Origin of the sequence: Nakamurella multipartita DSM 44233 (genome assembly GCF_000024365.1) — a bacterium.
In the GTDB taxonomy this organism is placed as follows: domain Bacteria; phylum Actinomycetota; class Actinomycetes; order Mycobacteriales; family Nakamurellaceae; genus Nakamurella; species Nakamurella multipartita.
On the sequence record NC_013235.1, the window covers coordinates 5,743,598 to 5,758,317 of the forward strand.

The 14,720-nt window shown below is 71.9% G+C and carries 15 protein-coding genes; 5 read left to right on the plus strand and 10 right to left on the minus strand.

Annotation, left to right across the window (positions count from 1 at the left end; translation table 11 throughout):
* Nucleotides 1–35: 35 nt before the first annotated feature.
* Both NAMU_RS25555 and NAMU_RS25560 read right to left on the minus strand, forming a co-directional pair.
* Complete coding sequence (locus NAMU_RS25555) at nt 36–971, minus strand: type IV toxin-antitoxin system AbiEi family antitoxin domain-containing protein (RefSeq protein WP_015750231.1); 936 nt, start codon at nt 969–971, stop codon at nt 36–38.
* 213 nt (nt 972–1,184) lie between these two features.
* Nucleotides 1,185–2,624, minus strand: a complete 1,440-nt coding sequence (locus tag NAMU_RS25560) for an FAD-binding oxidoreductase (RefSeq protein ID WP_015750232.1) — start codon at nt 2,622–2,624, stop codon at nt 1,185–1,187.
* Between the two features lie 203 nt (nt 2,625–2,827).
* Here NAMU_RS25560 and NAMU_RS25565 point away from each other — a divergent pair, with 203 nt between their 5' ends.
* Nucleotides 2,828–3,535: a DedA family protein gene (locus NAMU_RS25565; RefSeq protein ID WP_015750233.1), complete on the plus strand. Its 708-nt coding sequence runs from the start codon at nt 2,828–2,830 to the stop codon at nt 3,533–3,535.
* A 37-nt stretch (nt 3,536–3,572) separates the two neighbouring features.
* Here NAMU_RS25565 and NAMU_RS25570 read toward each other — a convergent pair whose 3' ends face one another.
* Genes NAMU_RS25570 through NAMU_RS30190 form a run of 4 tightly spaced genes read right to left on the minus strand, consistent with a single transcriptional unit; the run spans nt 3,573 to nt 5,327 of the window.
* Nucleotides 3,573–3,833 (minus strand): hypothetical protein, encoded by a 261-nt coding sequence (locus NAMU_RS25570; protein WP_138180474.1) that lies wholly within the window; start codon nt 3,831–3,833, stop codon nt 3,573–3,575.
* A 47-nt stretch (nt 3,834–3,880) separates the two neighbouring features.
* Complete coding sequence (locus NAMU_RS25575) at nt 3,881–4,543, minus strand: TrmH family RNA methyltransferase (protein WP_041371640.1); 663 nt, start codon at nt 4,541–4,543, stop codon at nt 3,881–3,883.
* 8 nt (nt 4,544–4,551) lie between these two features.
* Nucleotides 4,552–5,130, minus strand: coding sequence for an orotate phosphoribosyltransferase (pyrE, locus tag NAMU_RS25580; protein WP_015750236.1), 579 nt, complete (start codon nt 5,128–5,130; stop codon nt 4,552–4,554).
* Nucleotides 5,131–5,183: 53 nt separating this feature from the next.
* Complete coding sequence (locus NAMU_RS30190; RefSeq protein ID WP_169312554.1) at nt 5,184–5,327, minus strand: GPGG-motif small membrane protein; 144 nt, start codon at nt 5,325–5,327, stop codon at nt 5,184–5,186.
* Nucleotides 5,328–5,535: 208 nt separating this feature from the next.
* Between NAMU_RS30190 and NAMU_RS25585 the strand changes: the two genes are divergently transcribed.
* On the plus strand, nt 5,536–5,721 hold the full coding sequence (locus NAMU_RS25585) for a CsbD family protein (protein ID WP_015750238.1): 186 nt from the start codon (nt 5,536–5,538) through the stop codon (nt 5,719–5,721).
* Nucleotides 5,722–5,812: 91 nt separating this feature from the next.
* Here NAMU_RS25585 and NAMU_RS25590 read toward each other — a convergent pair whose 3' ends face one another.
* Entirely contained in the window at nt 5,813–6,589 is a 777-nt protein-coding gene (locus NAMU_RS25590) for an SDR family NAD(P)-dependent oxidoreductase (RefSeq protein WP_015750239.1), read from the minus strand.
* 139 nt (nt 6,590–6,728) lie between these two features.
* Between NAMU_RS25590 and NAMU_RS25595 the strand changes: the two genes are divergently transcribed.
* Entirely contained in the window at nt 6,729–8,030 is a 1,302-nt protein-coding gene (locus NAMU_RS25595; protein WP_015750240.1) for a hypothetical protein, read from the plus strand.
* Here NAMU_RS25595 and NAMU_RS25600 read toward each other — a convergent pair.
* The 3 genes from NAMU_RS25600 to NAMU_RS25610 form a co-directional block, all read right to left on the minus strand.
* On the minus strand, nt 7,990–8,517 hold the full coding sequence (locus NAMU_RS25600; RefSeq protein ID WP_015750241.1) for a DinB family protein: 528 nt from the start codon (nt 8,515–8,517) through the stop codon (nt 7,990–7,992). The two genes, NAMU_RS25595 and NAMU_RS25600, sit on opposite strands and share 41 nt — an antisense overlap.
* Before the next feature lie 88 nt (nt 8,518–8,605).
* Entirely contained in the window at nt 8,606–10,780 is a 2,175-nt protein-coding gene (gene scpA / locus NAMU_RS25605; RefSeq protein WP_015750242.1) for a methylmalonyl-CoA mutase, read from the minus strand.
* Complete coding sequence (locus NAMU_RS25610; protein ID WP_015750243.1) at nt 10,777–12,579, minus strand: methylmalonyl-CoA mutase family protein; 1,803 nt, start codon at nt 12,577–12,579, stop codon at nt 10,777–10,779. Before NAMU_RS25610 ends, scpA begins: the two co-directional genes overlap by 4 nt.
* A gap of 139 nt (nt 12,580–12,718) precedes the next feature.
* On the opposite strand from NAMU_RS25610, the gene NAMU_RS25615 reads away from it, so the two are divergent.
* Together NAMU_RS25615 and NAMU_RS25620 are read left to right on the plus strand one after the other, a co-directional pair.
* Nucleotides 12,719–13,432 (plus strand): Clp protease N-terminal domain-containing protein, encoded by a 714-nt coding sequence (locus NAMU_RS25615; protein ID WP_015750244.1) that lies wholly within the window; start codon nt 12,719–12,721, stop codon nt 13,430–13,432.
* 253 nt (nt 13,433–13,685) lie between these two features.
* Entirely contained in the window at nt 13,686–14,693 is a 1,008-nt protein-coding gene (locus NAMU_RS25620) for an alpha/beta hydrolase (protein ID WP_015750245.1), read from the plus strand.
* The last annotated feature ends 27 nt before the right edge of the window (nt 14,694–14,720 follow it).

Here is a 14,720-nt window from a genome sequence, read left to right on the forward strand (position 1 = left end):
AGACCGGCCGACCTCCAGTGAAGGATCAGCGCCGCTCAGCGACACCCATCCTTCACTCGCCCAGCCGCGACGCCATCAGCGGCGAGCTTCGCCGCGACCCGAAGGATGGCCGCGACCTCGCCGTCCGGGTCGTCACGCAGTTGTCGCGGAGTCAGCCGCAGCACCGTCCAGCCGGCCTCGACCAGGCGGTTCTGCCGGGCCCGGTCGCGGTGATAAGCCTCCGCCGTCGAGTGCACCCTCCACCCATCCACCTCCACGGCGAGGCGGAGCCCTTCGATCGCCAGGTCGAGCACGTACTGCTCGGCCGGCCCTATGCAGATGCGTAGTCCGGCCGTCCAGGAGTGGGGTCCGGCGCGCAACAGGGCGTGCAGGGCATCTCGCTCGGGCGGTGAGACCCCGCCCGGCCGGGCCTGGTCGACGAGTCGCCGCGCGGCGACGGCGCCGCGCCCCGGTCCGTACCGTTCCAGGGCTCGATCGAGTGACCAGATCGTGGTGCCACGCTGCAGCGCGGTGTCGCGGATGCTCTCGGCGTCGAACTCTCCGGCGCAGTCCAGCACCGTTCTCGCCCGACCGGTGACAGGCACCCCGCGGATGGTCGTTCGATCGGCGGGAACCAGCGTGCGCCGGGCCACCGCGATGGTGGGATGCGTCGATGGCCATGAACCCGGCGGCATCACCACCGACACCGGTCCGGCGGCCGCCTGGATCAAGCCGTGCCACCAGGCCGCCCAGCGGCCGGCGATGACGCAGGCCGGGCCGAGCCGCAGGGCAACGGCGCGGACCCGGAGCTCGGGCGTGGCCGGAACCACGGCGGGGCGATACACCCCCGGCAGCACGACGCGCAGTTCCCCCGATCGCACCCGCCGGTTGACCGCGGACGGGCTCAGACCGATGGCCAGCAGCTCGGCGCGGCTGATCACTCCCGAATGCCGGGCCAGGGCCTGCTGGACCGAATGATCGAATCGAGCCACCGGCCGATCCTGGGCGGCCGTGGTCGATCCCGGGCGTACCCGCCGGCAGATGTGGATCGAAATCGGACATGGGGACACGTCCGGACCGCTCGGCGCCCGACCAGTTCCCGAGTGAAGGATCGGCGCCGCTCAGCGACACCCATTCTTCACTCGCCCCAACAGCCAAACCACCCGAGCGGGTCAGGACCGGCGGACCGGCGCCGCGGCTGTGGGTCAGCGGGAGAACATGGACCCGGGGTTGAACAGGTCCTGCGGGTCGAGGGCGCGCTTGATCGCGCGGTGCACGCCGAGGGCCACCGGGCCGACCTCCCGGGCCAGGAAGTCCTGCTTGATCCGGCCGATCCCGTGCTCGCCGGTCACCGTGCCGCCCAGGGCGCGCCCGGCGTCCAGGATCCGGCCGAAGGCGTCGGCGGCGCGGGCGACCTGGTCCGGATCGCCGGCGTCGTAGACGATCGTCGGGTGCATGTTGCCGTCGCCGGCGTGCCCGACGACGCCGATGGTCAGCTGCACGTCGGCGGCGATCTCGGCGCAGGCGTGGATCAGGTTGGCCATCTCGGTCCGAGGCACCGAGACGTCGTCGGTGAGCCAGGTGCCCAGCACCTCCAGCGAGGTGAGCACGGCCCGGCGGGCCTGCAGCAGCAGCCGGCCCTCGGCCAGGTCGTCGGTGACGTAGGTGAAGACGGCGCCGGCACCTTCACAGGCCTGCTCCAGCCGGTCCATCTCCGACCGGGCGGTGCCGGGGCCGGCGTCGGACTGGCCGATCAGGATCGCCGCCGGCGTCGGGCCCTCGCCCAGGATGCTCGATCCGGTGTAGGCCTCGACGGCCTCGATACAGGTGGCGTCCATGATCTCCATCAGCGAGGGCACCAGGCCGGCGCGGATGGCGGCCGACACCGCGGCCCCGGCGCTCTCGGTGTCGGCGAAGGCGGCGACCATCGTGCACGGCGCCGCCGGCTTGGGCCGCAGGGCCAGCGTGGCCTCGGTGATGATGCCCAGGGTGCCCTCGGAGCCCACGATCAGCTTGGTCAGGTCGTACCCGGCGACGCCCTTGACCGTCCGCCGGCCGGTGCGCAGCACCTCGCCGGAGGCCAGCACCACCTCCAGCCCGAGCACCGCGTCGGTGGTGACCCCGTACTTCACGCAGCACAGACCGCCGGCGTTGGTGTTCAGGTTCCCGCCGATCGTGCACCAGTCGTAGGACGAGGGGTCCGGCGCGTAGAACAGCCCGCGGGATTCGACCTCGGTGCGAAAGTCCAGGTTGACCACGCCCGGTTGGACAACCGCGAGCCGGTTGCCCTCGTCGATCTCCAGGATCCGGTTCATCCTGGTCATCACGACGCTGACCGCGCCGTCGACCGCGTTCGCCGCACCGGTCAGCCCGGACCCGGCGCCGCGCGGCACGATCGGCACGCCGGCCGCCGCACACGCGCGCACGATCGCGCTGACCTGCGCGGTGTCGGACGGGAACACGACGGCCAGCGGAATGCCGGACGGGGCCAGCGGCATCATGTCGCGGCTGTAGGCCGCCGTGATGTCCGGATCGGTCTTGAGCTGGTCGGGGCCGACGATCGCGTGCAGGGTCTGGATCAGCGCCGCGTGGTCGCCGGAGTGTCCGACCGCCGCCGGCGCCGCGGACGTCGCAGGTGCGTTCATCCCCCGACGGTAATCCTTGGTCGGCCGGCCGTCACCGGCTGTCGCCGGCCGGGAGCAACCACCGGGGTGCGCCGGGCGTCTGTCCGAGGATCGACCGGATCGGATGTATCCGGTGCACCGGCCGCCGCCGGCCGGGCCTGACGCGTTCGCGCGCTCAGATTTCACACAGGAATTCGATCCGACGGCCCGTACCCTGGAGAATTGTGACGACCACCTACCTCGCGCTCCTGCCCGGTTGGCTCAGTCCGGAAAACCTGATCACCAATATGGGTGCCTGGGCCGTGCTCGGCATCATGCTGATCATCTTCGCCGAATGCGGCATCCTGCTCGGCTTCTTCCTCCCCGGTGACACGCTGCTGTTCGTCTCCGGCCTGTTCATCGCCAGCGGCGCGATCAACATCAACCTCGGCCTGTTCATCGCCCTGGTCTCGCTGGCCGCCTTCGTCGGCAACATGGTCGGGTACTGGATCGGGTACAAGATCGGCCCGCCGGTGTTCAACCGGCCGAACGCCAAGCTGCTCAAACGCGAGTACATCGAGAAGTCGGCCGCCTTCTTCGAGAAGTACGGCAAGATCACCATCGTGCTGGCCCGGTTCGTGCCGGTCGTGCGGACGGTCGCCACCGTCATGGCCGGTGCGTCCAAGATGAACGCCAAGATCTACACGCTGTACTCCGCGATCGGCGGCGTCCTGTGGATCGCCAGCGTGACCATCGCCGGGTACTTCCTCGGTCAGATCGGCTTCATCCGGGAGAACCTGGACCTGATCGTGATCGCCGCCGTGGTCATCGTGATCTGCGCCAGCGCATTCCCGGCGGTCGCGCACTGGGTCGTCCGGCGGCGGGAGAAGCGGGCCGCGGCCGAGGGCGGCGCCCCGGTGCCGCCGGTAGTCGAGCAGCCCGCCACCGACTGAACCGCTCGGCCGATTCGGGCCGAGCGCAGCGGCCGAGTCAGTCCGTCGTGCACCAGTCGGCCGGCAACGCCACGTCCACACCCAGGAACGTCACCGACTGGCCGCAGGCATCGTCCTTCACCCCGTTGGCGAAGTCGATGACGTGCTGGCGCTGCTGGTAGCCCACGAAGATGAGCACGGCGGCCAGCACCAGCACGATGATCTTGCCGACGATCTTCTTGATGACGATGGCCAGCACGACCGCGACGACGGCGATGCCGATGAGCACCCAGGGCGTGGTGCTCTGAATCGTGCTCAACTCGACCTCCATCTGACGAACCTATATGCGCGGTGGACGCGTCAGGGTCACCAGGCGTTGCTCAGGTCGGCGTGCCGACGGATCCACGCGTGCATGGCGATCCCGGCCGCGACCCCCACGTTGATCGACCGGGTCGAACCGAATTGCGCGATCGACACGGTCGCCGCGGCACCCGCACGGGCTTGCTCGCTGAGCCCGGCCGATTCGCCGCCGAACAGCAACAGGCAGTCCCGTGGCAGCTCCGCGGTCTCTACCGGCACCGAGCCGGGCAGGTTGTCCACCGCGACCACGGTCAGCCCGGCGGCGCCGGCGAAGGCGAGCAGCGAGGCCACGTCGGGATGATGATTCAGGTGCTGGTAGCGGTCGGTGACCATGGCCCCGCGCCGATTCCACCGGCGCCGGCCCACGATGTGCACGGCGCGCGCCGCGAACGCGTTGGCCGTGCGGACCACGGTGCCGATGTTGGCGTCGTGGGCGAAGTTCTCGATCGCCACGTGCAGCGGATGCCGCCGCCGGTCCAGGTCGGCGACGATGGCCTCCCGGCGCCAGTACCGGTAGTGGTCGACCACGTTGCGGGTGTCACCCTGGGCCAGCAGTTCGGGGTCGAACCGGGGATCGGCCGGCCAGGGCTCCGGATGCGGGCCCACCCCGACCTGGGCAGTGGCCCATTCGGTCGGGCCCGGTTCGTCGCCGGGCGTCGCCCCGGTCACCTCGGCCGTCACATCGGTGGCAGGCCGAGATCGTCCAACCCGAGCAGGTACCGGTACGGCAGGCCGGCCCGGGCGAACACCTCGTCGGCGCCGGTCTGCCGGTCGACGATGGTGGCCACGCCGACGACCTCGGCGCCCACCTCGCGCAGCGCCTCGACGGCGGTCATCGGCGAGTTGCCGGTGGTGGTGGTGTCCTCGACGACCAGGACGCGGCGGCCACGGACATCCGGTCCTTCGACCTGCCGTTGCATGCCGTGGGCCTTGGCCGCCTTGCGCACGACGAACGCGTCGATGGGTCGCCCGGGGGCGTGCAGGACGGCGGTGGCCACCGGGTCGGCGCCCAGGGTGAGGCCGCCCACGGCGTCGAACGACCAGTCCGCGGTCAGTTCGCGCAACAGCCCCCCGATCAACGGGGACGCCTCGTGATGCAAGGTGGCCCGGCGCAGATCCACGTAGTACTCGGCCTCGCGTCCGGAGGACAGCGTCACCTTGCCGTGCACCACGGCCAGCCGGCCGACCAGTTCGGCCAGCCGAGCCTTGCGGGCGGGATCGGGCACGGGAGCGGAATCGGCAGGTGCGTCGGTCACCGGATCAGCCTGTCACAGCCGATCCCGGTGACGTCCGCACCCTGGGAACGGGCTCAGGTGAAGATGCTCACCCCGCCGGGGCCGACCAGCAGGCCGACCACGATCAGCACGATGCCCCACAGGATCTGCTTGCGGAACAGGGCGAAGATCCCGCTGACCACCAGGATCACCGCCAGAATCCAGAGCACCAAGGCCATGACGTCGACTCCCAATCCCGGGGTTCGGGCGAACCCCTGTCGCCAGGCGCGGTACCCGGTGCCACCGGAAGGCAAACCGCGGTTCACCAGAAAACCTCGCAAAGCTAACTGTTTAGGCGATACCGCTGGCGGGTATCAGCGCAGTGCGCTTCCGATCAACGGGGCGCCGTCGACCGGACGGGATCGGGCAACTGGAGGTTGGGCAACCATGAGCATGGGTGACAAGATCAAGCACGGGGCCGAAGAAGCCGTCGGCAAGGTCAAGGAAGCCACCGGCAAGCTGACCGGCAACGAGTCGCTGGAAGCCAAGGGCCAGGCCGAGCAGGCCGAGGCGAACGTCAAGCAGGCCGGCGACCACACCAAGGACGCGGCCAAGGACGTCTTCGGTTCCTGATCGCTGCGCACGCTGACGGGCGGCGTCCTCCCTGACCATCCGGGAGGAGCGCCGCCCGTAGCGTCTGCGGAAGAATTCGGTGCCCCGGGACTCAGGTGCGACCGCGTGAGTTGACCCGCGACGCCGCCACCCGCACCAGCGACCGAGGCAACACCTTGGTCAGCCCGTAGACCGCCTTGTACAGCGGCCCGGGGATGCTCAGCACCCGGTTGTGCCGCAGGTCGGCCAACGAGGTCCGCACCAGCGTGTCGATGTCGACGTAGGCCCAGCCCGGCGTCCGCGACATGTCGATCCGGGCCCGCTCGTGGAACTCGGTCCGCACGAACCCCGGGCACAGCGCCTGCACCCGCACCCCGGTGCCCTTGACGGCCATGGCCATCGCCTCGCTCAACGACACCAAGAACGCCTTCGACGCCCCGTAGGTCGATCCGCGGCCCGGCACCAGCCCGGCCGTCGAGGCGACATTGATGATGCCGCCGTGACCGCGCGCGATCATCCCGGGCAGGGCCGCGTGCATCAGCAGCATCACCGCGACCGAGTTCAGTTCCACCTGGCGCTGCAGGTCGGCCGGCTCGGCCTGCAGGAATTCCACCCCCAGCGTGCTCCCCGCGTTGTTGATCAGCAGGTCCACCGGGTCGATCGCGGCGGTCAGCCGGGCGGTGACCAGCGCCCGCTGATCGGGGTCGGTCAGGTCGGCGGTGATCGTGTCCACCGCGGGCGCGCCCGCCCGTTCCAGCTCGGCCTTGCGCTGGGCGAGCCGGGTGCCGTCGCGGGCGACCAGCACGAGCGCGTAGCCCTGCGCGGCCAGGTGGCGGGCGAAGGCGGAGCCGATTCCCGACGTGGCGCCGGTGACCAGAGCAAGGGGCATACCCCCGACCCTACGGCCGCGCCCGGGGCCACCCAGTGCGTACTACGGCGCGGATGATGCCGGATCCGGCCCCGGTGCCCGATCCTGGATCGTGGTGGAAGCTGGCCGACCCCAGCGTGCGCGGGACCCGGGAGATCGCATGGCCGCAGTCGATGACCTGACCGAACTGGTCGAACGGGCCGCCGCGGCCGAGCGCGCAGCCCTGGCCGCCAAATGGAAGGACCGCGCGGACGTCGAGGCGACGATCCGGCGGGTCCGCAAGGCGGCCGAGGAGCAGCGCGCGGCCGTGCGCCTGGATCAGAATCCGGACCGGCTCTCGCCCCGCTGGGCCCAGCTCCGGCAGAACTACCTGGATTTGGGCGCCCAGCCGCCGGTCACCGGCGAGGACGACACGACTGTGACCCACGCGGCGGCCGCGCGGGCCGAGGCCGACGCGGTCGCCGCCGTCGGCGTGGCCCGGATCGCGCTGACCGACGCCGCCCTGGCGGTGCTGCAGGCCCGGCTGGCCCGTATCGAGGCGGGTGAGGACGCGGCCGACGCCGCGGCGATCGACGGCCATGTCCCGCTGGCCGGGCGCAACCCGGTCAGCCGGCACGGCCCGGCACTGGCCGGCGGCCTGGCCGGCGAGATCCGCTACATCATCGCGCGCAAGCCCCGGTCGACGATGAAGAGCCTGGGCATCGCCCTGGCGCTGGGATTGCTCTACCTGGGCTGGATCCGGCTGTTCGACTGGGACCAGGACCGGCAGTGGTTGCCGTTCCTGGGCCTGTTCGTGCTCTCGGTGGTGATGGGCGGGTCCGTCTGCATCAACGCGCTCTCGTTCGACGCCATGCGGGTGCGGGCCGCGCTGGACACCGGCCAGCGGCTGTGGCACCTGCTGGTGATCAAGAACCTGGCCCTGCTCTGCCTGGTGGCGCCGATCGGGTTCGTGATCAGCCTGCTCATCGCCATCGGCGCCGGGGACTGGAACCGGTTCGTCAACGCCCTGGTGCTCACGGTCTGCTTCATCCTGCTGTGGCTGGGCGTGGGCAACATCGTCTCCATCGCAGTGCCCAGCCGGGACGAGCCGCTGCTCAAACGCAAGCAGTCCGGCAGCCTCAAGCAGTTCCTGATCGCCTTCGCCGTCTCCTACCTGGTCGGCTACCTGGTCAACATCATGCTGATCTGGCGGGCCTTCGCGGCCCGCGACCTGGCCGCCAAGCTGGGCGAGCAGTGGCTGCCCCTGGTGCTGCTGGTCTTCTCCTGCGTCACGATGTGGATCCTGCTGACCGTGTTCGCGGTCGCGTTGTCCCAGCAACCCAAGGTCCGCCGCCTGCTCCAGCGGGAGATCGCCGACTACACCAACAACGCCGAGGCCCAGGCGCTCGCCAAGGAGCAGCCGGAGCCGGCGGCGGCCGGAATCAGCCCATCGTCTTCTGACCGTCAATCGACTCCCGGATGATGTCGGCGTGCCCGCAGTGCTGGGCCGTCTCGGCGACGATGTGCATGAGCACCCGGCGCACCGAGCGGGTCGCCCCGGGCGCGAACCAGGGCGCCGGCGGCAACGGGTAGGCCACGTCCAGGTCGGCGGTGGCGGCCAGCTCGTCGGTCCGGGCGGCGATCTGCTCGTACCGGTCGAGCAGATCGGCCAGGGTCTCCTGCGGGCCCATGACGAAGGCCTGCATCCACTCCTGCGGGTCACCGGCCATGGCCTCCGGGGTGCCGGTCGCGAACGCGTACCAGCTCTGCTCGGTCAGGCTGACGTGCTTGATCAGCCCACCCAGGGACAGCGCGCTGACCGTCGGGGTCAGCCGGGCCTGCTCGTCGGTCAGGTTGGCCACCGTCACCGTGAGGAAGTGACGCTGGGTCTGCAGCGACTCCAGCAGGTCCTGGCGCTCCTGGCTCAATGGCGCGGGAGTGGGCGCGGGGGTGGGCTCGGGGCCGGTCATCTCGGTGCCTTCCGACGTCGGGACTTGACCTGACCCACGCTAGGCCCGGTAGCGGACAGCTTCCGTCCGCTACCGGGCTCGACCTGAATCAGTGCGCCAGCGCCGTCGAGAGTTGATCCAACAGGTCGAGCGCGGCCTCGGCGATGACCGTGCCGGGGCCGAACACCGCCGCCGCGCCCATCTCCCGCAACGTGGGCACGTCGGCCGGGGGGATGACGCCGCCCACCACGATCATGATGTCGGGCCGGCCCAGCTCGGCCAGCGCGTCCCGCAGGGCCGGGACCAGGGTCAGGTGGCCGGCGGCCAGCGAGTTGACCCCGACCACGTGCACGTCGTTGTCGACAGCCTGCTGCGCGACCTCGGCCGGCGTGGAGAACAGCGGGCCGACGTCGACGTCGAACCCCAGGTCGGAGAAGGCCGAGACGATCACCTTCTGCCCGCGGTCGTGGCCGTCCTGCCCCATCTTGGCGACCAGGATGCGCGGCCGCCGCCCCTCGGCCTGCGCGAATCGCTCGGTCGCCGCGAGCACCTGCGCGACCAAGGGTGAGTCACCCGCCTCGGCCCGGTACACGCCGGTGATCGTACGGATGTGGGCGGTGTGCCGGCCCCAGACCTGCTCCAGCGCCGCGGAGATCTCCCCGACGGTGGCCTTGGCCCGGGCCGCGTCGACGGCCAGCGCGAGCAGGTTGTGGGCCAGGTCGCCGCGCACCGGTTCGGCCCCGGCGGCGTTGGTCAGCGCCGCCAGCGCTGCGGTCACGGCCGGCTCGTCCCGCTCGGCCCGCAACCGGCGCAGTTGCTCGATCTGGGCGGCGCGGACGGCGGTGTTGTCCACCCTGAGCACGTCCAGTGGCGGCTGGTCGTCCACCCGGTAGCGGTTGACGCCGATGACCGCCTGGTGACCCGAGTCGATCCGGGCCTGGGTGCGGGCGGCGGCCTCCTCGATCCGCAGCTTGGGGATGCCGGCCTCGATCGCCTTGGCCATGCCGCCGGCGTCCTCGACCTCGCGGATGTGCTGCCAGGCCCGGTCGGCCAGGTCGTGGGTCAGCTTCTCCACGTAGTACGAGCCGCCCCACGGATCGATCGTGGCGGTGGTGCCGGATTCCTGCTGCAGCAGCAGCTGGGTGTTGCGGGCGATCCGGGCGGAGAAGTCGGTGGGCAGCGCGATCGCCTCGTCCAGCGCGTTGGTGTGCAGCGACTGGGTGTGGCCCTGGGTCGCGGCCATCGCCTCGATGCAGGTGCGGGCCACGTTGTTGAACGGGTCCTGGGCGGTCAGCGACCAGCCGGAGGTCTGCGAATGGGTGCGCAGGGGCAGCGATTTCGGGTTCTTCGCGCCGAGCCCGGCGACCAGTTGGCACCAGATCGCCCGAGCCGCCCGCATCTTGGCGATCTCCATGAAGAAGTTCATGCCGATCGCCCAGAAGAAGCTCAGCCGCGGGGCGAAGCGGTCCACGTCCAACCCGGCGGCCACCCCGGTCCGCAGGTACTCCAGGCCGTCGGCCAGCGTGTAGGCCAGCTCCAGGTCGGCCGTCGCGCCGGCCTCCTGCATGTGGTAGCCGGAGATCGAGATCGAGTTGAACTTGGGCATCTTCGCCGCGGTGTAGGTGAAGATGTCGGAGATGATCCGCATCGACGCGGCCGGCGGGTAGATGTAGGTGTTGCGGACCATGAACTCCTTGAGGATGTCGTTCTGGATGGTCCCGGCCAGTTGCTCCGGCGGCACCCCCTGTTCCTCGGCGGCCACGATGTACAGCGCCAGCACCGGCAGCACCGCGCCGTTCATCGTCATGGACACGCTGATCGAACCCAGCGGGATGTGATCGAACAGCTGCCGCATGTCGTAGATCGAATCGATGGCCACGCCGGCCATCCCGACGTCACCGGCGACCCGGGGATGGTCCGAGTCGTAGCCGCGGTGGGTGGCCAGGTCGAACGCGACCGACAGGCCCTTCTGCCCGGCGGCCAGGTTGCGCCGGTAGAACGCGTTGGACTCGGCGGCGGTGGAAAAGCCCGCGTACTGGCGGATGGTCCACGGCTGGGTGGTGTACATCGTCGGGTACGGGCCGCGCAGGAACGGGGGCAGCCCCGGGTAGGTGTCCAGCGCGTCCAGGCCAGCCAGATCCGCGGCGGTGTACCGGGTCTTGATCGCGATGCCCTCGGGAGACAGCCAGGATCCGGCTGCCTCGGCCGGGGCCGGCCCAGAGACCGGGGCCGGGGCCGACGGGTCCCGCAGCGGCAGGTCGGCGAAACTGTCCGGCACGCTCATCGGGCCACCACCTCGGTCGGGAGCGCGGCGCGCAGCCGCCGCAGGAAGTCGATCGCGTCCTGGCCGGCGGCGACGTGGTCGTCGACCAGGGAAGCCAGTTCGGCCGGCGGGGCGCCGGCCAGGATGACGGTGCGCGCCCCGGCCGCCCGCAGCGCGGCGACCGCGTCGGCCCCCCAGACCGCGTAGGTCGGGTCGGCGCCGGCCACCACGACCACCGGCTCACCCTGCCAGGCGGCGGCCAGGTCGGCCGGGCCCTGCGTGCGGCCGGCCGACCGGACCGGCACCCCGCCGGCGGCCAGCAGGTTGGTGACGAACCCGGCCCGGGCGGCGTGCTCGGCTACCGGGCCCAGGGTGGCCAGGAACACCGGGGTGTGCGCGGGGGCGTCCCGCAGCTGCTCGAAATCGGCCGCCCAGGCTTGCGTCTCGGGCGGCGCCGGCCACGGCGGGCGGACCGGCAGCGCCTCGCCGGGGTTCGGGAACTCGCTCACCCCGGTGATCGGCAGCCGGCGGCGGGCGATCCGCTCCCGGCGCCGGGCCGCGGTCTGCGCCCAGCCTCCGGTCAGCGACCCGTCGGTCAGGGCGCCGAGTACCCCGCCGGCCCGCTCGATCGCCTGGAACCGGGCCCAGGAGGCGTCGGCCAGGTCGGCGGTCAGCGCCTCCACCGCATAGGCGCCGGCCGCCGGATCGGTCACGGCGGCCACGTGCGACTCCTCGATCAGGAGCGCGCCGATGTTGCGGGCCAGCCGCCGGCCGAACGCGTCCGGCACGCCCAGCCGCAGGTCGAACGGCAGCGCGGTGATCGCGTCCGCTCCCCCGACCCCGGCGGCGAAGGCGGCCACCGTGGTGCGCAGCAGGTTGACCCACGGGTCGTATCGGGTAGTCATCGGGCGCGAGGTCACGGCGTGGATCCGCATGCCCGCGGGGGCGCCGACCAGCTGGGCGACCCGGGCCCACAGCACCCGGGCGGCCCGCAGCTTGGCGATCGAGGCGAACTGGTCGTCGGTGACGGCCAGCCGGAATTCCAGCAGGCGCAGCGCGGCCGCCAGATCGAGTCCGTGCGCGGTCAACGCCCGCAGGAGGTGTACGCCGGCGGCCATCGCGTAGCCCAGTTCGGCCGCCTCGCCCGCCCCGTGATCGTGGGCGACGGTGCCGTCCACGACGAACCCGAGCACCTCCAGGTCGGTGGCCAGACCGGCGATCTCGGCGATGACGGCAGCGATCTCGTCGGGTTCGCCGCCCTCACCACTCGCCCGCACGGCCCGGCCGACCGGGTCGGCACCCAGGTTGGTGCCGACGGCCGCTGGCCCGGCGGCCGCCCGCAGCGCCGCGGCCAGGGCGTGGGCGCCGGCCCGCTCGCTGACTCCCGGGCCGGCGCCGACGACGACCGGCGCCCAGTCCAACCGCACCGGGGCCAGTGCGGCCGGCAGGGCGTCGGGGGTCAGGCCCGATTCGCTCAGGGTGAGCCAGAGCGAGGTGGCGCCGTTCTCCAGTTCGTCCAGGGCGGCGCCGGCGGCGGCCGCCGGGTCGGCGTCGAACACCGCGGCTCGCACGTCCCAGGCGCCGTCGCGGACGGGCAACTCGACCGGCAGCACGCGCCCGGCCGACCGCTGGGCGGTCCCCAGGGCCGGGATTGGTACGCCCTCGATCGTCGATCGGGACAGGGCCGGCCACACGTCGGCCGGGCGTTCGGGGGCGCGCTTGAGCCGGGTCAGCACGGCCGCGGCGGCCTGTTCCCAGTCGTGGGCATCCACGTCACCGGCGGCCAGCCGCAGCGGGCTCTGGTCGTTGAGCTCGCTCATGGCCGGATCATAGGGCGGCCACCGCCGCCGTGGACCGAGTCGCGGCTTACATCACACTCAGTCTCATTCACTGGCACTCAGTCCCACCCTGCGTCAACACAGGGTTGACGCTCGTGCGTCGTCAACCTAGGGTTGACGCATGACGGATTCCGCCTTTACCCCCGCGCAGCCGCGACTGGACGACCTCATCAACGCCATCACCGCGGTCCACACCGACCCGCTGGAGCAGCTCACCGACGCCGTCCTCGCCGCCGATCACCTGGGCTCCCTGGCCGACCACCTCATCGGCCATTTCGTCGATCAGGCCCGCCGGTCCGGGGCCTCGTGGACCCAGATCGGGGCGAGCATGGGGGTGACCAAACAGGCCGCGCAGAAGCGGTTCGTCCCCCGCGCCCCGTCCCTGGACCCGCAGCAGGGGTTCGAGGCCTTCACCCCGCGGGCCCGCAACACGATCGTGGCCGCGCAGAGCGAGTCACGGGAGCGGGGCGACGATCAGGTCCGGCCCGAGCATCTGCTGCTCGGACTGCTGTCCGAGCCGGCCGGCCTGGCCATGAAGGCACTGGCCGAGCAGGGCCTGTCCGCCGATCGGATCCGCGCGGCCACGGTCGCCGTCCTGCCCGCGGGGCCGGGCCCGTCGCCCGACCCCATCCCCTACGACGCCACTGCCCAGAAGGTGCTGCAGCTGACCTTCCGCGAGGCGTTGCGGCTGGGCCACAACTACATCGGCACCGAACACGTCCTGCTGGCCCTGCTCGAGTTCGAGGGCGGGTCCGGGGTACTCGCCGGGCTCGGCGTGGACCGCGAGCGGGTCGAGGCCAGCCTGCTCGCCGCCCTGGGCGGCCTGTCCGGGTAAGGCGCCTACGCCCCCCATTTCTTGTTGATCATGGCAATCTCTGCTCGACACGCCGACGACACGCCGGCGGTGCAGCAGAGAACGCCATGATCAACACCGGAGCGGGGGGGCGGGGCCGGGGGCGGCGGGGCGGCGTCGGCCGACCCGCCAACTGGCGGGGGACGCCCGCCGCCTGGCTGGATCCGCCGGCCCGACGCACCGGCCACGATGGGGCGCAGGCCACACCGGGGTGGCCCTGACGTCGGGAGAGCCCATGACCGCAACGATCGAGTCGGCATCCACCTCGCAGGATCGGGTCGGGCCGCCGCCCCCGTTCGATCCGGAACTGGCCGCCGCGTTGACGCTGGTGGCCGACATGCTGCCGTCGGCGATCCTGCCGGAGATGATCCCGGCGATGCGCGAGGGGTTGGCCGTCCTGGACGTGCCGCTGAGCGAGCTCACCCGGGACGGTGCCGTCACGATCGAGGAGCGCCAGGTCCCCGGTCCGGTGGGCGAGCCGGACATCTCACTGCTCATCTGCCGGCCGGCGAACGCCGGAACCGGCCGGCCGGCGATCTACCACACGCACGGCGGCGGGATGATCCTCGGCAACAGCCGGACCGGGCTGGAGGATCTGCTCGACTGGGCGTTGGAACTGGGCCTGGTCGTCGTCTCCGTCGAGTACCGGCTGGCCCCCGAGCATCCGGACCCGGCTCCGATCGAGGACTGCTACGCGGGGCTGGTGTGGACCGCCGAGCACGCCGACGAGCTGGGCATCGACCCCGATCAGATCATCGTCGCCGGCACCAGCGCCGGCGGCGGGCTGGCCGCGGGGCTGGCCCTGCTGGCCCGGGATCGGCGCGGCCCGGCGCTGGCCGCGCAGGTGCTGATGTGCCCGATGCTCGACGACCGCAACGACACCCCCTCCAGCCGGCAGATGGCCGGCCGGGGCGTCTGGGACAGCACCGCCAACACCACCGGGTGGACGGCGTTGCTGGGCGACGCCTGCGGCGGGCCCGACGTCTCCCCCTACGCCGCCCCGGCCCGCGCCGTCGACCTGTCCGGGCTGCCGCCGGCCTTCGTCGACGTCGGCAGCGCCGAGACGTTCCGGGACGAGGACGTCGCCTACGCCACCCGGATCTGGCAGGCCGGTGGGGTGGCCGAACTGCACGTCTGGCCGGGCGGGTTCCACGGCTTCGACACCCTGGCCCCGCAGGCGGCCATCTCCCAGGAGGCCAAGGCGGCCCGGGTGCGCTGGCTGCGCCGGCAGCTCGGCCTCTGATCCGGTCACCGGTGCGGGGTCGGGGCG